This is a genomic window from Citrobacter sp. T1.2D-1, from assembly GCF_950098555.1.
Taxonomy (GTDB): Bacteria; Pseudomonadota; Gammaproteobacteria; order Enterobacterales; family Enterobacteriaceae; genus Citrobacter_A; species Citrobacter_A telavivensis.
In genome coordinates, this window is record NZ_CATNHH010000077.1 from 170,252 (window position 1) to 191,158 (window position 20,907).

Genomic DNA, 20,907 nt, shown 5'->3' on the forward strand with positions numbered 1-20,907 from the left:
CTCAGATGGACAAATTATTGATTTTCATCTGCATCATTTCGCTCAGTGCCGGGGAGGCATTACTTTTCACGCCCGCTTCCCATGCACTACGCGCACCTTGTTTATCACCTTTGCTCAGCAGCGCTTCGCCGCGCAGATCGGCAACAATTGCTGCCCATCCTTCACCCTTCACGCTATCAAGGGTTTTTAGCGCCGTGTCCGCCTGCTTGAGTTGAACCTGAACGCGAGCAAGACGCAGCGTGATCACCGCGTTAAGATTCTCATCACTCGTGGCGGCCAGTCCCTGCTGAAGCTGGGCTGCGGCTTTCTCAAGTTGATTCTGATCGACAAACTGCTGCGCCAGTTCCATCGACGCTAACGCGCCGTAGGCGTTCTTGTTGTCTGCGGCAAATTTCTCCGCTGCAGACAGGTCTTCTGCTTTACCCGCACTGAGCGAACTCACTACAGTTTGATATGACAGAGAAGTAGAGCGTGCGGACTCAGTCTGATGACTGTTCCAGTAGCGCCAGCCAACCAGCGCTCCAACACCTAAAATAACCCCAACAGCCAGGGCTTTGCCGTTTTCGGCAAAGAAGCGTTTAATCGCATCGACCTGGTCGTTTTCGTTCTCGTAAATTTCCACGCAGTCCTTCTCCTTAAGCCATTAACGTGCGCAAATGGGCGGCAACGCTGTCCTGTGCCACCTCAGTTTGCTCACCGGAGCGCAAATCCTTCACTACAACGGTGCCGGCAGCCATTTCGGACTCGCCAAGCACCAGAGCAACGCGGGCGCCCCATTTGTCAGCTCGGGCAAACTGTTTCTTAAAGTTGCCGCCGCCGTGGTTTGTCATCAGCTTCACGCCCGGGATTTCATCACGCACGCGCTCAGCCAGTGTCATTGCCGCAGACTGCGTATCCGCGCCTGAAGCGACCAGGTATATATCGACAACAGAATCGGCTTTAAATTCCGGATTAACTGCCTGAACCAGTAAAACAAGTCGCTCCAGACCCATTGCAAAGCCTACCCCCGGGGTCGCGCGACCACCGAGTTGCTCTACCAGTCCGTCATAACGACCGCCCGCACAGACCGTACCTTGAGACCCCAGACTGTTGGTGACCCACTCGAATACGGTGCGGTTGTAGTAGTCGAGGCCGCGCACCAGACGCTGGTTGACGGTGTAGGCAATGCCTGCGGCTTCCAGTAGTTTGCACAGACCCGCAAAGTGCTCGCGGGAATCGTCATCCAGATAGTCGCCAAGCTGAGGAGCATCGTTGAGCAGCGCCTGAACGTCCGGATTTTTTGAATCCAGGACGCGCAGTGGATTGGAGTACATGCGACGTTTGCAATCTTCGTCCAGTTTCTCAATGTGCTGTTCCAGGAACGCCACCAGCGCATCGCGATAGTTTGCACGTGCGTCCTGAGAACCAATGGAGTTCAGTTCCAGATTGACATGCTCAGCGATACCCAGTTCACGCCACCAGCGCGCGGTTAACATGATCAGTTCGGCATCAATGTCCGGTCCTTGCAGACCAAAAACTTCGGCGCCCAACTGATGGAACTGACGATAGCGCCCTTTCTGCGGACGCTCGTGGCGGAACATCGGCCCGATGTACCACAGACGCTGTTCCTGATTGTACAGGAGACCATGTTCGATGCCGGCGCGTACACAGCCCGCCGTCCCTTCCGGACGCAGCGTCAGGCTATCGCCATTGCGGTCCTCAAAGGTGTACATCTCTTTTTCAACCACGTCGGTCACTTCGCCGATCGCGCGTTTGAATAACGGGGTCTGCTCTACAATCGGCAAGCGGATTTCACTGTAACCGTAGCTGCCGAGCACGTTTTTGAGTGTGCCTTCAATGCGCTGCCAGATGGCGGTTTCGCCAGGCAGATAATCGTTCATGCCGCGAATGGCTTGAATGTTTTTTGCCACGTTTATTCTCTTTCTGAATATAAAAATGAACCCTCAGCGCTTCCCCGAGCGATACGGGAGCCATGCGGGTTCAATCATACACGGGAAGCACGCCGCTTCCCATCACGTTATTATTTTTCAACCTGCTGCACGTTAATACGCTGTGCTTCGTCGAGCATCGTCGCTTTGGCACGAATGCGGGCTTCAAGCTGGTCAATCATATCGCTATTATCCAGACGATCTTTGCGAACGCCATCTTCATAGAGACCACTTTTCTTGTTGCCGCCGGTCACACCCAGCGTGGACACCAGCGCTTCACCCGGCCCGTTAACCACGCAGCCGATGATGGAGACATCCATTGGCGTAATGATGTCTTCCAGACGCTGCTCCAGCGCGTTAACCGTACCGATCACGTCAAACTCCTGGCGCGAACAGGTCGGACAGGCGATGAAGTTGATCCCGCGAGCGCGGATGCGCAGAGACTTCAGGATATCGAAGCCAACTTTGATCTCTTCCACCGGATCGGCTGCCAGCGAAACTCGCAATGTATCGCCAATCCCTTCAGACAACAGCAGGCCAAGACCGATCGCCGATTTCACCGCACCGCTACGCGCACCACCGGCTTCGGTGATCCCTAAATGCAGCGGTTGATCGATTTGCTTTGCCAGCAGGCGATAGGATTCAACGGCGAGGAAAACATCAGATGCTTTTACACTGACCTTGAACTGATCAAAATTCAGACGATCGAGATGATCCACATGGCGCATTGCCGATTCCAGCAAAGCCTGCGGCGTCGGTTCGCCGTACTTTTCCTGTAGATCTTTTTCCAGCGATCCGGCGTTAACACCAATGCGAATCGGGATGTTTTTGTCACGGGCGCAATCCACTACCATGCGGATACGCTCTTCGTTACCGATATTGCCAGGGTTAATACGCAGGCAATCAACGCCGTACTCCGCCACTTTAAGCGCAATACGGTAGTCGAAGTGAATGTCGGCGACCAGCGGAACCGAAACCTGTTGCTTGATCAGTTTGAAGGCTTCTGCGGCATCCATCGTGGGGACGGAGACACGAACAATATCAGCGCCCACACGTTCCAGCGCTTTGATCTGATTAACCGTTGCTTCCACATCCGTGGTCCGCGTGTTGGTCATCGACTGTACGGCGATGGGAGCACCATCGCCAATCGGCACATTCCCAACGTAAATACGCGTTGATTTTCTACGTTGAATTGGAGCCTGGTTATGCATGAAAAATCTCCCGCGTTACCCGTCTATTACTGCGCCGGTGATTGTTCGGCATTTAGGGTCAGACGCGCAACCTGGTTAGTTCTGATAAAACGGCTCAGATCGACAGGTTTTCCTTGATACTGGATCTGCACCGCAGCCGGCGCGCCAATTTTAAGCTTATAAGGCGCCTGACCGGTCAGGTTTAAATTACCATCTTTGCGCTGCATTCCGCTGAACAGCTTTTTGCCCGTTGCATCGCTCACTTCCAGCCAGCAGTCGGCGGTAAAATTCATTACCAGTGCGTTCGGATCGGCAGCCGCTTCCACGCCCGCCTGATTGGTTGGCAACGGGGCCGCGCCGTCCGGCGTTGCCGGTGTAGCAGGGGTGGCTGTTGCGGTGTCAACGTTGGCCTGAGATGGGGCGACCACGGCGTTCTGCTGCGGGTCAATCGCAGGCGCCGCCGTCGGCGCAGGCGTTTGTGCCGTCTCCGCCGGACCGGTGGACGCCGGCGTGTTGTCCTGGCTTGCCGTTGCGCTGGTATCCAGCGGCACGCTTTGCGTGTTTTCGCTGTTGGCGTTCAGCTCAGCAGAGGATTGATCGGCCATTGTGGAGATCTCTTCCTGCTGCGCTTTGTGGTTTTGCCACCACCATGCGCCCGTCAGACCGACCACCACAAACAGCACCAGCCAGGTAAACGTCATCAACCAGCCATCGCGCTTTTTACGGCGTTTGCCTAGTGAGAAGCTCTGCATCGGTGCAACTTTCGCTGTTCGAACCGGTGCCTGCTTCTCCAGAGCCGGTAGCAGTTCTTCTTCAGGAATATGGACCAGACGCGCATAAGAGCGGATGTACCCACGCAGGAACGTTGAAGCCAAATCGGCAGGTGCCTTATCGTCTTCAATGTCGCGTACGGTGGATACCTTCAGGCAAAGTCGCTCAGCGACAGCCTGCTGGCTGAGTCCGAGTTGTTCACGGGCATTGCGTAGACGAACGCCGGTGGATTGTGCTTCATGTTGGTCGTGAGTGGCTTCAGTATTCATTCGCTACAGCTGCTGGTGAAAATTAAGGTTCAGGCGCCGGCGAGTCATAATGCCCACCCACGCCGCGAGAATCTGGTCAGTCAACCTGAGTCAAACAGTATAAACCCGTCTGCTGACTCTTAACAAAAACAGCTTAAGCCTGAGGGCTAAACTATTGTCGCGCCGTACATACTGCCCTAAAGTCGACAAAAACGCACCGTTATTATTGACCGGACAAGTACGACTCTGACCCTCATGCAAATTACACTGTGCCACAGCACAAAAATCAGGCTGTAGCACGTTCTGCATCAGACAGTTTTAACGTCGATAGCCTCACCCTGCATACGCTTACGCAGCGTACGTTTTGTACGGTCGATCACATCCCCCGCCAGTTGCCCACAGGCGGCGTCGATGTCATCACCCCGCGTTTTACGCACAATAGTGGTAAAACCATAGCTCATCAACACTTTAGAGAAACGGTCAATGCGGCTATTAGAGCTACGTCCATATGGCGCTCCCGGGAACGGGTTCCATGGGATGAGGTTTATCTTACAAGGCGTATCCTTCAATAACTCCGCCAACTGATGCGCATGTTCTGTGCCGTCGTTAACGTGATCAAGCATGACGTATTCAATCGTGACACGTCCCTGGTTGGCATTGGATTTCTCCAGATAGCGGCGAACCGCGCCCAGGAAGGTTTCGATATTGTACTTTTTGTTGATGGGCACAATTTCGTCACGAATTTCGTCATTTGGCGCATGCAGCGAGATAGCCAGCGCGACGTCAATCATGTCACCTAATTTGTCGAGCGCAGGCACCACGCCGGAGGTCGACAGCGTAACGCGACGCTTGGACAGACCGAAGCCGAAATCATCAAGCATGATTTCCATGGCCGGCACGACGTTAGTCAGGTTAAGCAGCGGTTCACCCATCCCCATCATCACCACGTTGGTGATCGGACGCTGACCGGTGATTTTCGCCGCGCCGACAATTTTCGCCGCACGCCAGACCTGACCGATAATTTCAGAAACGCGCAGGTTACGGTTAAACCCCTGCTGTGCGGTTGAACAGAATTTACACTCCAGCGCACACCCTACCTGCGAAGAGACGCACAGCGTGGCACGGTCATCTTCCGGGATATACACCGTTTCAACGCGCTGATCGCCCACGGCAATCGCCCATTTGATGGTGCCATCCGAGGAGCGCTGTTCTTCAACCACTTCCGGTGCGCGGATTTCCGCCACCTCTTTGAGCTTGTTACGCAGCACTTTGTTGATGTCGGTCATATCATCAAAGTTGTCGCTGCAATAGTGGTACATCCATTTCATCACCTGGTCGGCGCGAAACGGCTTCTCGCCCATCTCTTTAAAGAATTCGCGCATCTGCTGACGGTTCAGATCCAACAGGTTGATTTTGCCATTTTTTGCAGGAACCGCAGGCGTGATAATTTCAGAAGTGTTAACTAATTCAGACATAATTTTTTCCGGCCTCGTTGTTACACGTTATGGCCCATGGGAGGTTGAAAAGAAACGCCCCGGTAAGCAGTGGCTCATCCGGGGCGTTGCATTGTACAAAGTCTGGCGCAAGGATGCCACGTTTGCACGCGGCATTTATCGAAAAATTATTCCCGAATATTTCGCGTCGCGGGAAGGTGGCACACTGACGAATTCCCGGATGAAGGGAATTAGCGCGTGCGAGCGCACACTTCGCCTTCGCCAAAGAAGTAGGCGATTTCACGCTGGGCGGATTCCACGGAATCAGAACCGTGAGTACCGTTTTCGGTGAAGCTGTCAGCGTAGTCAGCACGCAGCGTACCCGCCAGGGCGTTAGCCGGGTTGGTTGCGCCCAGCAGATCGCGGTGACGCTGTACCGCGTTTTCGCTTTCCAGCACGGACACCACGATAGGACCCGAGGTCATGAACTCAACCAGGCCGTCGAAGAACGGCTTGCCGTCATGCTCAGCATAGAAGCCGCGCGCCTGCTCAACGCTCAGGTGCAGCATTTTGGTGCCGACAATTTTAAACCCTGCAGCTTCAAAGCGCGCAAAGATATTACCAATAACGTTTTTTGCCACCGCGTTTGGCTTGATGATGGAAAAAGTACGTTCAATAGCCATGATTACCTCTGAAAGATGTTCTGTTGTGTTTTACCTGGCGCGGATTATAAAGAGCATCCCGGCTATTGCATATGGACGAAGGTAACATTTTTTTAAAATAAGATGAGCATTAGCAACAAAAAGTGTCAATCTGGTCTACTGCAGGGTAAATCTCACCGTCGCAACCTGTCCGCTCGCCTCCATCGCCAGTAGCTGATAGTCCCCTTTTTCGCTCAGACGCAACGTGATACTGCGCCCACGTTCTTGCAGCGGTTCACCATTGAGGAACCACCAGCGCTCGCCTGCCCCGCCGCTGCTCTGAATCGTTAAGCTTGCCTCAGCGGCCCCCGGTAAACGTTTGACGATAGCGCCATCACGTACGCCTGACAGCAACAGCGGCAACGCAGGATCCTGCCCGTGTGGCGGACATTCCGTTGAGGCCAACGGCAAGCGCGCACTGCGACGTTCTGCGGCGGGCAGCCACGGTTCCAGCGGCAACGGCCAGACAATCAGCATCTGCTCTCGCGCCTGCGGGCAATCGGCAGCAACGCGTCGACCAGCCTTATCCAGCCAGACAGGGAAACGAATACCGCTCACCCCCTCCTGTTCCGGCAGCAGTAGCGTGGGCGGTTGTGCGTCCTCCAGCAGCCAGGTGGCCAGACGACGCCGGCAATTGCTGTCACCCGGAGGAAGAGACTGTCCGCCTGGCCAGCACACGACGCCACGCGTAACCGACTGCGGTCGCGAGTCTTCCGGCAGCGAGGTATTGCGGGCTAAGAGCAGGTTGTTCACCTGATTGAGCAGCGGGATCGCACTGGCATAACCGAACTGTCCGGCAACGGGCGTGCCGTCCGGTCTGCCCGTCCAGATACCGATGATATAACGGGCATTGAGGCCAATCGCCCACGCATCACGATAGCCGTAGCTGGTACCGGTTTTCCATGCCAGCGGCACTACCCGGGGAAGCGCGCTGTCCGGCAGCGGTTGCGCTTCATCGGCTAAAATTCGTCGGATGATCCACGCCGCGCCCGGCGACATTAGCGTGCGTTCGACAAGCGGATCGCCCGGTTGCAGACGCAGGATTCCCGCTTTGCCGTGGCGGGCAAAAGCGCTGTACCCCGCGACCATATCCTCCAACCGTGCGCCTGCCCCTCCCAGAATAAGCGACAGATTGGGAGCCGCGCCTGCGGGCAGGAACAGCGGCAACCCGATATTACGTAATTGTGCGGCAAAGCGCTTTGGACCGTAGGCTTCCAGCACCTGTACCGCTGGCAAATTCAGCGAGCGCACCAGCGCTTCGCTCATACTGACGGGGCCATGAAAACCGCTGTCAAAATTACCTGGGCGATAGTCCCCGCTACGACGCGGCACATCCTGCAATAAGGACGCCGGATGGATTAATCCGTCATCCAGCGCCAGTCCATAAACAAAAGGCTTCAGCACTGAGCCAGGCGATCGAATCGCCTTAACCATATCCACATGACCGAAGCGCGTGTCATCGTTCAGATCGACCGAGCCGACCCAGCCACGCACGCTCATGTCGGTGTGATCGACGACGATCATCGCCAGCGAACTGCGCGCAGGCAGCCTGCCCTTCCAGTTTTGCGCCAACTCTTCCAGTTGTCGCTGCAGCCCGGCATCCAGGGTAGTGACAATTTTGTCGCCTTGATTTTTGCCCAGCATCATCCGCGAGAACAGCGGCGCCAGTTGCGGCATCTGGCGGGGCGTCAGCCATACAGGCTCTTCACGTGACTCCTTAACCTGGCGCTGCGACCAGATCCCCTGTGCCGCCATGCGCGCGAGCACTTTGTTGCGCGCCGCTTCTGCCCGATCCGGCCAGCGATCGGGACGCAGTCGGCTCGGCGCCTGCGGTAATACCGCCAGTAAAGCGGCTTCAGAGTAACTGAGTTGCGCCGGAGGTTTACCGAGATAAGCCCAACTGGCCGCGCCAATCCCCTGCAACGTGCCGCCAAACGGCGCGCGGTTGAGGTACAACGTCAGGATGTCGCGTTTTGAGAGGTGCCATTCAAGCTGCAGGGCGCGCCAGAGCTGGCGAAACTTACCGCCGAACGTGCGGGGATGCGGATCCAGCAGACGCGCCACCTGCATGGTCAGCGTGCTGCCACCGGAAATCACCCGCCCGGAGGAGAGATCCTGCCAGGCGGCGCGAAGGATAGAGAGAGGGTTTACTCCCGGATGTTGCCAGAACCAACGGTCTTCATAGTTGATCAGTGCCTCAAGATAGCGCGGAGAGACCTCTTCGACCGTCACCGGATAGCGCCAGATACCGTCCGCGTCTGCAAACCGCCACAGCGGCGTCCCGTCATGCGCCACCACCACCCGCGCCGGATTGACCTCACGCAAAGGCAGCGGCCAGATTTTATCGGCCGCCCAGACGGCGCAAACAAGTAAAACAGATGCGGCAACCAGACCAAGCCAGCCGCCGCGTTTACCGGTTAATTGCCCCATTTACGGCTTAACAATCAGTATTTCCTCAGCCGCGCCGGTTGCCCGCCATTGCGGAACATACATTGATTCCACCATGGGCATCGGTACCTGATAGGTTCCCGGCGTCACTGCTCGCGCCAGATAGACCAGCGTTACTGGCTGCCCCTGATTCACCGCCACGGCAGCGACAAAGCGGTCATCCCGAAACTCCACGTGCTGAATATCTGCCTGCTGCATCTGATTTAGCAGATTCTGTACCTCACTGCCGCTGTCCTGCAAACTGGCGCTGCCGTTGGCCAGATTCTGGTTTTCCAGTTCCAGTCCGGCAGGCAGCAGATCTACCACCAGCGCATCCGGCACGTCCTGGCTGGCTTTCACTTCCAGCCAGACCAACACCAGCTCACCGCTGCGCAGTGATTCCAGCGATTTGCTCTGCCCATCGCTTCCCAGAATATGGCGCTCAATCTGCAACACATTGCTGGCAGGTGCCGGAATCGTTTGTGGATAACCGCTCACGTCCAGACGCAACCACATTGGCAGAGAACCGTTATTCGTCACCTGCAGCGCCGCGAGTTGATCGGCATCCAGATTACGGGTTTGCGCTTTATCGCCCGTCAGCGGTTGTTCCGCGAGTGAGGTCTGCGCCTGCCAGGTACCGGGTAAATCCTGTAGCGAGCGGGCGGCCAGGAACAGTGCGTTATTCTCCTGTGTTGACAGCCAGCGCTGACCAAACGCCTGTTCAGAGAGCGTGTTCAGCAACGTGTTCTGGACATCCGGCTTCAGGTTATTCTCTTCCAGCAGCGCCAGCATCAGCGCGTTATCACGAAGCGGACTGCCGTAATCGGCCAGCCACTGACGTTCATCGTGACGTGGGGTAGACAGTGCCAGCATCACCGCGTCGTCACTCCGCTTCGCGTCACCCATGGTTTTCAACGCCATGCCAAGTTGCAGCAGCGGTAAGCCGGAAGCAGCCTGACTGCGACGCTCCCAGATCTCGCGCAGTGCGCCAAGCGGGGCTTTCTGCTGACGCGCCAGTACCAGTGCAGCATAGGACTGCACGGCAAATTTGCTCGCCTGCGTGTCGCTGGTGTAGCGAATCGACATCATCCCCGGATCCTGCAGATAACGCAGTAGACGCGCGTTACCCTGATTGATCCCCTCTGTCGGAACGCTATAACCCTGCTCACCCGCCCGAACCAGGAAATCCATCGCATAGGCTGTCAGCCAGTACTCTTCCGGACCATTTTTGTCCCACAGCGCGAATCCGCCGTTGTCACGCTGCATTTGCAGCAGACGGGAAATCCCGGTTTCGATTGCCGCACGACGCTTCTCGTCGGTATCACCCGTAATGCCCAGCGCTTTTAGCTGCGCAGCATTGGTATAAAGCGACGGGAACAGACCGCTGGTGGTTTGTTCCAGACAGCCGTAAGGATATGCCTTCAGCTCACGGATGTAGCGCGCCAGATTCAACGGCGGTTTACCGCTGAACAACAACTGACCCTGTACGGTAACCGGAGAGAAATTCGCTAACGCCTCCGCGGGAGGTGTCCAGCTTTCACCCGGTTGCAGCATCACGCCGTTATTGACCGTTTGCGCCGGGAATGCCGGACGTACGCCAATCTTCCACTGCTTCTGTTGCAGTCCGATGCTTTCTCCCGGCACGTTCAGTCCGCTTATCGTCGCCTGCAACTCGCCATCGCCAAATCCCTCTTTCGCACGAACAGGAACGAACAACGTTGTACGCACGCCCGGCGCCAGACTAACCTGCGCAGGCTGGTCGCTGACCAGTTCGATCAGTCCGCTGGCGGTCAGCGCCACGTTCAGTGATTGTGATTGATCGGTCAGGTTGGTCACGTCCAGTACCAGTCGCGAAGTATCACCGCCGGCCATAAAGCGCGGCATATTCAGCTCAGCAATGATCGGGGCGGCGACGATGGTCTTGCTTTCATTGCTGCCAAAGTCATCCGCCGTCCACGCCTGCGCCATCACGCGCAGCTCGCCGTTGAAATCGCCAATCGGTAGCGTCACGCTGCCTTCACCCTGTTCATTCAGCATGACCGGTTGCGCCTGCTGCGCCACAATAGTCACATGATTGACCGGCGGTTTGCCGCCGCGCTTCAGTTCATCGCCATCACCACCAAAGCGCAGTGCTGCCTGCCGCCCCTGGCCCTCAATAACCTGACCATAGATGTCATAAATATCCGCGCCGTAGCGTTTTTGCCCGAAGAACGCCTGCCACGGATCCGGCGTGACGTAATCAGTAATGTTCAACACGCCGCTGTCCACCGCCGACACCAGCACATTTACCTGTTTTGGCGTCTCGCCATTTTTACTGCTGGCCTTGATCTTCACGGTCAACGGCTGGTTCGGACGCATTTTAACCGGGGCTTCGAGCGCCAGATCCAGACGACGGTTTTCGTCCCCCAGCGGGAGATGCAGCAGCCCCACGGCACGTTTCGGCGTTGCAGAGCGGGATTTATCGCCCGGACGCACCACCAGCGTGCTCAGATACAGATCGTGGCGATTCCAGGATTTATCGACTGGAATGGAGAGATCCAGCCCCTGGGCCGGAACATCAATTTCCTGCCACCACAGCGGACCTTCGCTGGATTCCACCATCGCATAGCCTTTCCCTGCCGCCGGTGCCGCGATATGCAATTTCATCGTGTCGCCCGGACGATAGGCCGGTTTGTCCAGTTTCAGCGTGACGCGATCCGGCCGCGCCGCGCCGCTGCCATCGCTGTTATCCTGCCAGCTATAGCCCGCCCAGAAACGGACGCTACTGACCGCATTGTTTGGCGCTTTAACTTCCAGTCGGTAAGCACCCCATTCCACCGGGAATGTCACTTTGCCGGTTTCATCCGCTTTCAGATCCAGCGTCTGTTCACCTTCCACCAGATCTTTTTGATCAAAGCGCGACTGCCAGCCTTCGCTTTCCAGCCAGTCCCAGTAGTAGTCGCGACGCTCACGAATCAAACGCACCTGTAATCCGGAGACCGCTTTCTTCTCGCCCTGGGCATCGACATAGACAATGTCAAAGGCGGCGTTGCTATCTTCATCGACAATCGGCTGATTCACCGTGGTATCGGTGCGGTAGTCATACACTGCTTTCACCGCAAATTGCGGACGGATACCCGGTAACGTATCTGCCGGCCAGATAGCCTGTTCAGCGCGACGCGTAACGGGACGACCACCGGACTCCAGCAGACTGGCCTGCAAAATCACCTTCAACGGCGAGTGGGTTTCACGCCATTCGCTGTTGGTGCTGATGTCGCCACGCCCGGTTTCGTCCAGCGTCAGTTGTACTTCATCGAGACTGCGTGACAGGTTTTCCTCGGCGATATTGCCAAACTGGAAGCCAGGCAATGACGGTACCGCATCACGCAGCGGGCGTAGGTACCATTGTCCCTGCAACGCATTGCCGTTCGCCGGGGCACCGTAAAGGTAGTAGCCGACCACCGAGAACGTCACCTTGTCAGACGGCGACAAAGGCATTTTTTGACCGGTGAGATTCAGTGCCATCCGCTCCGGCATGAAATCTTCAACGTGGAAATCCCACATCCGGGTCTGGTTATCCCCCGTGTTGGCGCGAATGTGCCACATTCCAGTCGGCGCGCCGCTGTCCAGCGGATACGTAAAGCGATACAACCCGTTCTCCGGCTGACTGACCACAGTACGGATTACCTGACCGTCCGGCTTAACCACTTCCAGCTTCACCGGCTGATCGGGCAGCGTCTTGCCGTCACTGTCGCGCAGCAGACCATTGAGGATCACCGTCTCGCCGGGACGATACAGATCGCGCGGGCCAAACATAAAAAACTGCTTGCTATAACCGGGATCCCCGGCGATATCGAATTCCGCTAAATCCAGCGCCGGGAGTTTCAGATCCAGCAGCGTGGTTTGCCCCTCTTTACGCGCCAGCAGCAGCGCGGCGTTTGGGTTATTTTCGAGCTGGACATGGCCTTTCGCATCGCTGGTTGCCTTCGCCAGGGTCTGCCCTTTCTCATCCAGCAAGGCAACCTCCACGCCCTGCTGCGCGGTACCATTCTCCAGGCTTTGCGTAAACACATCGAGCCGACTCTGGTAGCGATGCGCCGACACGCCGATATCGCTGAGCGTGAATAACGTTGCAGCGTTGCTGTACTCGTACTGCCCGGCTTTGGTCATCACCGCAACGTAGACACCGGCCTGCTGCAGCGGTTTAATCTCGCTCAGTGGTAGAAGGAGTTTTTCGCGGGTGTTACGCGCGGGATTGAGATCGAAACGACCGGTATAGACCAGATCCGCCATTTTCAGCAGATTGTCAGATTCCCAGTTGGACAGAGAATTTCGGTACTCCCACTGGCTGACAAAGGCCGCCAGCGATTCCTGCTTCACGCGGAAAAAGTTAACGTCTACGTTGTTCACGTTAAGCGCCATCACCGGTAAACCTTCCACCACTTTACCCGGCAGCAGCGAACCGCGGCTGGCAAAGCCCACGCTGGGCTGGATATCACGCGTGGTCAGGCTTTTCTCATAGTTGATTTCGAAAATCGCTTTGTTCAGCGCTCTGAGATCGCGCTCAATGGTCACAATCAGTTCGCGATTGGGTTCCAGGTGACGTAAGCGCAACTCTTTCAGATTCGGCGACAGCTCCCACGCGCCATCGACTTTGCCGCTTTTTTTATCCACCACGTGGATAACACGGGCAAAATCCTGTTCAGGATCTAACGGGATGGAGAAGGTCAGCACCAGGGTGGATGCACCGTCCAGTTGCACCTCAGAGGCATCCAGCAGCGTCAGCGCTTTGCCTTCACTCTGTTGGGCCAGTTTCTGCAACTGCGCGGTATCTTTGTCCGCTTTCTTTTCCGCAGCGGGTTGCGCGGCGGGGGCGTCGTTTTTCGCCACCGTCGGTGCTTTATCGTTGTTGTCGCACCCTGCCAGCGCCAGCATTAACATGCAGGCGACTACGCGTATGTGTTTCATTTTTAATCCCTGGCCAGCATGGCCCGTTAGCAACGTAGAACCGTTATTATGCGTGAGATTTCACTTTGTGTAAGTCTCTATCCCACCCATCGAGTCCGAATTTAATTAAGAAGTGTGGGATCACCAGACAAATCGGCCTCTTTTACTTGTCCCCTGTTGGCAAAGGCCCGACAATTTGCCGGACACCTGATAAACATGGAGATACCCATGACTACTGCCTTTTTTGTCGCCGCCGACTGGCTTGCCGAGCATATTGACGATCCGCAGATTCAAATTATCGACGCCCGTATGGCGCCGCCAGGACAGGAAGACCGCGACGTTGCGCAAGAGTATCGCGCGGGACACATCCCGGGCGCGGTGTTTTTTGATATCGAAGCGCTCTCCGACCACACCTCACCGCTGCCGCATATGATGCCGCGCCCGGAAAGCTTCGCCGTTGCGATGCGTGAACTGGGGGTAGATCAGGATAAACATCTGATTGTTTATGATGAGGGAAATCTGTTCTCCGCCCCGCGCGCGTGGTGGATGCTGCGAACCTTTGGCGTGGAGAATGTATCCATTCTGGGAGGGGGCCTGGCTGGCTGGCAACGTGATGAATTGCCGCTACAGGAAGGCAACGTCGAACTACCGGAAGGCGACTTTGATGCGGCGTTTACTCCTGAAGCCGTAGTACGCGTCACCGACGTGTTGCTCGCCAGCCACGAAAAAAGCGCACAGATTGTCGATGCCCGCCCGGCAGCACGGTTTAATGCCGAAGCCGACGAGCCGCGTCCGGGTCTCAGACGCGGTCATGTGCCTGGTGCCTTAAACGTGCCGTGGACAGAACTGGTTCAGGACGGTGAACTGAAAACAACCGACGAACTGGATGCCATCTTCTTTCGCCACGGGGTCAGTTTTGACAGACCGATCATTGCCAGCTGTGGTTCCGGCGTGACAGCTGCGGTTGTTGTACTGGCGCTGACGACGCTGGACGTGCCAGACGTCGCGCTGTATGACGGCGCATGGAGCGAATGGGGAGCCCGTGCGGATTTACCGGTTGAACCCGGCGGAAACTAAATAAATTCTGATTTATTAGTCTGTCTCGCCCACAAAAAAACCGCTCTAACGTTTGAGCGGTTTTTTTGTGCTGGTCCGGTTCGCGGCCTTTCCAGCTGGCTGTGTTGCCATAGCAACGCAGGCACACCTCAGTGTTGCAGATAGTCCCTTTTCAAGAAAAGAAAGTCAAGTCAATTAGCTGAGAAACTATTTCACAATTGAAGTATTATCCTTACCGGCCCTTTCCGCCGCCTCGCAAGCGGGCACTGGTTACGGGAAAGGTCGTTCCATGGCCGTCTGCGCAGGCACACCTCAGTGCTTGCTGTCACGGCATTATCGCCAGTGGTGCTGTCGTGAAGCGGTCTTCGCATGGACCGCACAATGAAGATACGGTACGTCTGTATCGTGCTTCTTGTTTCTGGCGTGTTGTGCCTTCACGCAGACCAGAGTTACTTCGGTAATTCTGTTTTCGTAAAGACCAACGGCCAGGGCAGGTAAGCGAGGATGCCGCCTTTCGGGGCGGCTTTCCTTCACTTAAATTATCCGATTCTGTTTAAAATCGCGCAGGAACCCACCCCAACGGCGTTCGTAGAACGGTGCGATATGTTCGGTGATAAAGTGGCTGATCCCCTTCTCCCCTTTTACCACCTGGCAGATATCAATCGGTTCATCGCCCGGTAATGTATCTGTCGCCACACTGCCTGCAGCATGAATAATTTCTTCAATATCGCCATCGGCTTCGATACCAATCAGCAGGTTGGCCTCAGCGTCCGCACGCTCTTTAATCGAACAGAGAAAGGCGCGCTTCACCGGTTTGATGGTTTTGAACAACGTAGTGAGTGAGTCAATCATCTGCGCGGGCGGTTCGGCCACTTCGGAGAGGATCAGGGATTCCCCGCCTTCCAGCACTTCCTGCGTACTCAGCGGATTACCCTCTTCCCCCATCAGCAGGCTGATTTCGCGCGGCATGAACTCTTTGCCCGTCGGCAATTTAGCGTTAAGGAACAGCGTTTCGCCGAGTGTCATTTCAAACAGCGTGCGTACCGGCATCACCACAAACGCCTGCTCATCTTCTACTGCCTGCTGCAACGCTTCCAGAGAGGTGAAAAAGGGAATAACGGTGGTGCCATCTTCTTTTTCCCAGTGCTGAAGATCGAGCGCGCTGTCTTCGACAATCGCCTCGCCTTCTGCCGCAGTGCCTGGCACCCAAACGGTGGATTCCAGCAGGGTGCGGAAAAATGCCGGACGATGCGCAGGTTCAGTCGCGGCTTGTTCCAGTAAGGTTTCTAATTCGTTTTTGGTTTCAGACATAGGGGTCACAAATTATCTATATGAATTGTAGGCCTGATAAGACGCACAGCGTCGCCATCAGGCAAAATGCCGGGTGGCGCTTCGCTTACCCGGCCTACAAAAACACCTTTCAGGCAGTCAACAAGTTGGCGATGGTACGCACGCCCAGACCTGTCGCCCCGGCAGACCACTGCTCAACCGGCGCTTTGCGATAGGTTGCAGAGCAGTCGATATGCAGCCAGCCCTGCTGGTAGTTTTCCACAAAGTGCGACAGGAATCCTGCGGCCGTACTCGCCCCCGCCGGATACGCTGCGCTGCCGGTATTGTTCAGCTCGGCAAAATTAGACGGCAACTGGTTGCGATGGAATTCCGCCAGCGGCAGACGCCAGAACGCCTCGTTCTCTTCGGCAGCGCTTGCCAGCAGACGATTCGCCAGTGGGTCATCAAAGCTGAACAGCGCATGATAGTCGTTACCCAGCGCGGTTTTCGCGGCACCGGTCAGGGTTGCGGCATCGATGATCAGTTCCGGTTTCTGCGCACTGGCGTCGATCAAACCGTCCGCCAGCACCAGACGCCCTTCAGCATCGGTATTCATCACTTCCACGCTTTTACCGTTGCGATAGTGGATGATATCGCCCAACTTGAAGGCATTACCGCTGATCAGGTTGTCCGCACAGCACAGGTACAGCTTCACGCGTTTGTTCAGACCGCGCGTGATAGCAAACGCCAGCGCGCCGGTTACCGTTGCGGCACCACCCATATCAGACTTCATGGAGTCCATAAAGGCGCTCTGCTTGATACTGTAGCCGCCGGAATCGAAGGTGATCCCTTTCCCGACCAGGCAGGCATAAACCGGGGCTTCTTTATCCCCTGTCGGGTTGTAATCAAGCGCCAGCAGAACCGGTTGACGTTCAGAACCACGACCAACGGTATGCAGTCCCATGTAGTTCTGCTCGCGCAGATCTTCACCTTTGGTAATGCGGTAAGAGACGTGATCGCACGCCACGCTGCACAGGAGATCAACGGCGCGCTGCGCCAGTTGCTCTGGCCCCAACTCTTCCGCCGGTGCGTTAATGGTGTCACGCACCCAGTCAATGATGGTCAGACGGTTATCCAGTTCCTGGCGCTGTGCATCGTCCAGGTTTGGCCATTCCACTTTGCGGCTGCCTTTTGGCCCTTTGTAGCCCTGCCAGAATGACCAGCAGCGGTCAGCATCCCAGCCCTCACCTGCCAGCTGTACATGCTTGATACCGAGGCCGTCGATCTTCCGCGCTGCGCGCTGGATCAAACCGAGGTCGTCTTTACCGTTAAGATGCAAAGCAATACCATCGTTATTAATGCTGTATGTGGCTTTTTCGCCCCAACGCGCATCGGCAGGCTGCGTAGTGAGCGTGATTTTCATGGCTTCTGTCATTGTAATTTTTCCTTATTAGCAAACGGGCCGCCCGAAGGCAGCCCGTAATATTCTTCATCCTTTGAGTTGCCTCTGCGTTGGCTTCATCCACTCACACCAGTCACATAGTTATCTATGTTCCTGGCGATTCGTGGCCTTGCCGCCTTGACGCAACTCAAATGATTTTGAATACGCGACTTACTCTGCTTCATCTAACCAGACTAGCAGAATCGCCTCCAGAATTTTTTCACTGGATGCGTCAGGGTCGTCATCAAATTCCTCAAGATCGCAGATCCACTGATGGAGATCGGTGAAACGAACGGTCTTGGGATCGAGATCGGGGAAGGCGTCGTACAGCGCTTCGCCGATTTCGCGGCTATCGGTCCACTTCAGTCCCATACTACCCTCTGTTAATGCTCACGAGCATGATTGATTGTGTAACGTGGGATTTCGACCACTAAATCATCCCCGGTCACGCGAGCCTGGCAGCTTAAACGGCTTTCCGGCTCCAGTCCCCAGGCTTTATCCAGCATGTCGTCTTCTTCTTCCGTGCTTTCCGGCAGGGAATCAAAACCTTCACGCACGATGCAGTGGCAGGTCGTACAGGCGCAGGATTTTTCGCAGGCGTGTTCAATCTCGATACCGTTGCGCAGCGCAACGTCAAGAATGGTTTCACCGGTCTCCGCTTCCAGAACTGCGCCATCCGGACAGAGATCCTGATGAGGCAGAATAACAATCTTTGGCATATTAAACCTCGTCCACGGAATGGCCTTTCAGCGCGCGACGGACCGACTGGTCCATGCGCCGGGCGGCGAATTCCTGGGTTTGTTTGTCTACGTTTTTAATGGCTTGTTCGATAGCGTCAACATCATCGCCCAGCGCCACCTCGCTCAGGTGCGCGGCGGCATCGTCGATCTGTTGACGTTCTGCGGCGCTTAACAGCGCGGCATCAGCGGTCAGCGCGCCGGTTAAACTCTCCAGCACGCGCGCCGCTTCGACTTTCTGCTCTGCCAGCATACGGGCTTTTACGTCCTGTTCGGCAAAGCTCATCGAATCCTGAATCATCGAGGCAATTTCGCTATCGGTCAAACCGTAGGACGGTTTCACCTGGATAGAGGCCTCAACGCCGGTGGATTTTTCCATCGCGGTGACGCTCAGCAGACCGTCAGCGTCCACCTGGAAGGTGACGCGAATGTGCGCGCCGCCAGCCGGCAGCGCCGGAATACCGCGCAGTGCAAAGCGCGCCAACGAACGGCAGTCCTGCACCAGTTCACGTTCGCCCTGCATCACGTGGATAGACATCGCGGTCTGACCGTCTTTGAAGGTAGTAAAGTCCTGCGCGCGGGCCACCGGAATGGTGGTGTTACGTGGGATCACTTTCTCCACCAGACCGCCCATCGTTTCCAGTCCCAGCGACAGCGGGATCACGTCGAGCAGCAGCATTTCACTGTCCGGCTTGTTGCCGACCAGGATATCGGCCTGGATAGCCGCGCCAATCGCCACCACTTTATCCGGGTCGATGGACGTCAGCGGCGGACGACCAAAAAATTCGCCCACACGTTCGCGCACCAGCGGTACGCGCGTGGAACCGCCAACCATCACCACTTCCAGGACTTCCTGCGCCTCAACGCCGGCATCTTTCAGTGCACGACGACAGGCCAGTAGCGTGCGCTTAACCAGCGCGGAAATGAGCTCATTAAACTGTTCGCGGGTAATCTCACCCTGCCAGCCCGCCACGTTAACCGTTACGGACTCGGCATCGCTGAGCGCAATTTTCGCCGCGATGGCGGCATCCAGCAATTCGCGCTGAACACGGTTATCACTGCGATCGGTAATCCCCGCCTGTTCGCGGATGTAATCTGCCAGCAGGTGATCGAAGTCATCGCCGCCAAGCGCAGAATCCCCGCCGGTCGCCAGCACTTCGAACACGCCGCGGCTCAGGCGCAGAATAGAAATATCAAACGTTCCGCCGCCGAGGTCATACACCGCAATGACGCCCTCTTTGCCGGAATCCAGGCCGTAGGCAATCGCCGCTGCGGTCGGTTCATTGAGCAGGCGCAGGACATGCAGACCCGCCAGACGCGCGGCATCTTTGGTCCCCTGACGCTGTGCATCGTCAAAGTACGCCGGTACGGTAATGACCACGCCATCCAGATCGCCGGAAAGCGACTCAGTGGCACGCGCCGCCAACGCTTTCAGGATATCAGCAGAAACACGAATCGGATTCAGCAAACCCGCCGCCGTTTCAATCATCGGCAGGCCATTAACGCTTTCCTGAAAACGGTACGGCAGATGGGGGTAACGAGTCTGAATATCTGCCAGCGAACGCCCCATCATGCGTTTTACCGAGCTGATGGTATTGGCGGTATCCAGCGCGGCATTGGCGCGCGCATCATAGCCGACCGTGTGGCCCTGCTGCTGATAGTGAACGACGGACGGCAGCAGATGACGACCGTCGCGATCGGCCAGCGTTTCCGCCTGCCCGCTACGTACGGTTGCGACCAGAGAGTTGGTGGTCCCGAGATCGATACCCACAGCCAGACGACGCTGGTGTGGCGCTGCGCTCAGACCAGGCTCACTAATTTGTAATAAGGCCATAATTGCTTCCGAATATTAAAAATCGAGCAGTTTTTCTTCGAGTTGTTCTGCACTGCTTCGCAGTTTATCGAGAAAACGCAGTTTACGCACGGTATCGGCCGCAACGTCCCACGTCTCGCTATCCAGTTGTTCCACCATCAGCTGATGGCGGCTATCAAACATCTTTTTCACGCGCTGAATAAAACGTTCCAGCCGCGCCTCGTCTTTCGCCTGTTCGATCTCATCGAGTTCTTCACGCAATTCCAGTTGTTCCATCAGGAATGCGGTGTCGCGCACCGTGTGCTGCTCGTTGCTGAGATCAAAACCGTGTAACGAAAGCAGATATTCTGCGCGCATCAGAGGATGGCGCAGCGTTTGCCAGGCCTGGTTGATGGTGGCGGATTGCGAAACGGCAGCAAGCTGTTCCGCCTGGGTACCGCTGGCAAATTTATCAGGGTGATACTGACGTTGCAGATCCTGAAAACGAAGGCTCAGCGCCTGAATATCGAGCGGATAACGGGCCGGTAAGCCAAAGAGGGTGAAGTAGTCCATAACATTCTCAGGGGTAGCCTGTTAGAACAAACCCCACACGTAGCTTGGCCACGGCGGGGTTTTCGGATGACGCGCGTTACACGTGGAAGCTTTCGCCGCAACCACACTCGTCTTTCACATTCGGGTTAGTGAATTTAAACCCTTCGTTCAGACCTTCTTTTACGAAGTCTAACTGCGTTCCGTCCAGAAATTGCAGGCTTTTTCCGTCAACCACGACCTTAACGCCTTTGTCTTCAAACACGGTATCTTCTGCCGCCGGTTCATCAACAAATTCCAGTACATACGCCATACCTGAGCAGCCGGAGGTTCTCACGCCCAGACGCAGGCCAAACCCTTTACCGCGGTTCGCCAGGAAGGTATTTACTCGCGCTGCTGCACTGTCGCTAAGTGTAATCGACATAATAAAACCTCAACT

The 20,907-nt window shown here is 56.1% G+C and carries 17 protein-coding genes; 2 read left to right on the top strand and 15 right to left on the bottom strand.

Going from position 1 to position 20,907, the window contains the following annotated elements; translation table 11 throughout:
- Window position 1: 1 nt before the first annotated feature.
- From QQZ17_RS24755 to QQZ17_RS24790, 8 genes are all read right to left on the bottom strand, one after another.
- Complete coding sequence (locus tag QQZ17_RS24755) at window positions 2-622, bottom strand: YfgM family protein (RefSeq protein ID WP_152402959.1); 621 nt, start codon at window positions 620-622, stop codon at window positions 2-4.
- 13 nt (window positions 623-635) lie between these two features.
- The gene (gene hisS, locus QQZ17_RS24760) at window positions 636-1,910 is read right to left on the bottom strand and encodes a histidine--tRNA ligase (RefSeq protein WP_152402956.1); all 1,275 of its coding nucleotides are present in this window, start codon (window positions 1,908-1,910) and stop codon (window positions 636-638) included.
- Between the two features lie 110 nt (window positions 1,911-2,020).
- A complete protein-coding gene (gene ispG / locus QQZ17_RS24765; RefSeq protein WP_042999832.1) occupies window positions 2,021-3,139 on the bottom strand; it encodes a flavodoxin-dependent (E)-4-hydroxy-3-methylbut-2-enyl-diphosphate synthase in 1,119 nt (372 codons plus the stop codon).
- A 26-nt stretch (window positions 3,140-3,165) separates the two neighbouring features.
- Window positions 3,166-4,158: a cytoskeleton protein RodZ gene (gene rodZ, locus QQZ17_RS24770; protein ID WP_152402954.1), complete on the bottom strand. Its 993-nt coding sequence runs from the start codon at window positions 4,156-4,158 to the stop codon at window positions 3,166-3,168.
- A 287-nt stretch (window positions 4,159-4,445) separates the two neighbouring features.
- A complete protein-coding gene (locus QQZ17_RS24775; protein WP_152402952.1) occupies window positions 4,446-5,612 on the bottom strand; it encodes a bifunctional tRNA (adenosine(37)-C2)-methyltransferase TrmG/ribosomal RNA large subunit methyltransferase RlmN in 1,167 nt (388 codons plus the stop codon).
- Window positions 5,613-5,821: 209 nt separating this feature from the next.
- Complete coding sequence (gene ndk / locus QQZ17_RS24780) at window positions 5,822-6,253, bottom strand: nucleoside-diphosphate kinase (protein ID WP_046485030.1); 432 nt, start codon at window positions 6,251-6,253, stop codon at window positions 5,822-5,824.
- A gap of 135 nt (window positions 6,254-6,388) precedes the next feature.
- Window positions 6,389-8,701: a peptidoglycan glycosyltransferase PbpC gene (pbpC, locus tag QQZ17_RS24785; protein WP_152402949.1), complete on the bottom strand. Its 2,313-nt coding sequence runs from the start codon at window positions 8,699-8,701 to the stop codon at window positions 6,389-6,391.
- The gene (locus tag QQZ17_RS24790; RefSeq protein ID WP_152402948.1) at window positions 8,702-13,645 is read right to left on the bottom strand and encodes an alpha-2-macroglobulin family protein; all 4,944 of its coding nucleotides are present in this window, start codon (window positions 13,643-13,645) and stop codon (window positions 8,702-8,704) included. It lies immediately after the preceding gene.
- A gap of 207 nt (window positions 13,646-13,852) precedes the next feature.
- Here QQZ17_RS24790 and sseA point away from each other — a divergent pair, with 207 nt between their 5' ends.
- On the top strand, window positions 13,853-14,701 hold the full coding sequence (sseA, locus tag QQZ17_RS24795; RefSeq protein WP_152402946.1) for a 3-mercaptopyruvate sulfurtransferase: 849 nt from the start codon (window positions 13,853-13,855) through the stop codon (window positions 14,699-14,701).
- 360 nt (window positions 14,702-15,061) lie between these two features.
- Window positions 15,062-15,178, top strand: a complete 117-nt coding sequence (timP, locus tag QQZ17_RS26535) for a small toxic inner membrane protein TimP (protein ID WP_354655407.1) — start codon at window positions 15,062-15,064, stop codon at window positions 15,176-15,178.
- A 36-nt stretch (window positions 15,179-15,214) separates the two neighbouring features.
- Here timP and sseB read toward each other — a convergent pair whose 3' ends face one another.
- From sseB to iscA, 7 genes are all read right to left on the bottom strand, one after another.
- Complete coding sequence (gene sseB, locus QQZ17_RS24800) at window positions 15,215-15,991, bottom strand: enhanced serine sensitivity protein SseB (RefSeq protein WP_152402943.1); 777 nt, start codon at window positions 15,989-15,991, stop codon at window positions 15,215-15,217.
- Window positions 15,992-16,100: 109 nt separating this feature from the next.
- Entirely contained in the window at window positions 16,101-17,384 is a 1,284-nt protein-coding gene (gene pepB, locus QQZ17_RS24805) for an aminopeptidase PepB (protein WP_152402941.1), read from the bottom strand.
- 177 nt (window positions 17,385-17,561) lie between these two features.
- Window positions 17,562-17,762, bottom strand: a complete 201-nt coding sequence (gene iscX, locus QQZ17_RS24810; protein WP_152402939.1) for a Fe-S cluster assembly protein IscX — start codon at window positions 17,760-17,762, stop codon at window positions 17,562-17,564.
- Window positions 17,763-17,773: 11 nt separating this feature from the next.
- Entirely contained in the window at window positions 17,774-18,109 is a 336-nt protein-coding gene (gene fdx / locus QQZ17_RS24815; protein WP_042317595.1) for an ISC system 2Fe-2S type ferredoxin, read from the bottom strand.
- A 1-nt stretch (window position 18,110) separates the two neighbouring features.
- The gene (gene hscA / locus QQZ17_RS24820) at window positions 18,111-19,961 is read right to left on the bottom strand and encodes a Fe-S protein assembly chaperone HscA (protein WP_152402938.1); all 1,851 of its coding nucleotides are present in this window, start codon (window positions 19,959-19,961) and stop codon (window positions 18,111-18,113) included.
- Between the two features lie 15 nt (window positions 19,962-19,976).
- The gene (gene hscB / locus QQZ17_RS24825; protein WP_042317593.1) at window positions 19,977-20,492 is read right to left on the bottom strand and encodes a co-chaperone HscB; all 516 of its coding nucleotides are present in this window, start codon (window positions 20,490-20,492) and stop codon (window positions 19,977-19,979) included.
- 76 nt (window positions 20,493-20,568) lie between these two features.
- The gene (iscA, locus tag QQZ17_RS24830; protein ID WP_003037681.1) at window positions 20,569-20,892 is read right to left on the bottom strand and encodes an iron-sulfur cluster assembly protein IscA; all 324 of its coding nucleotides are present in this window, start codon (window positions 20,890-20,892) and stop codon (window positions 20,569-20,571) included.
- Window positions 20,893-20,907: the final 15 nt, after the last annotated feature.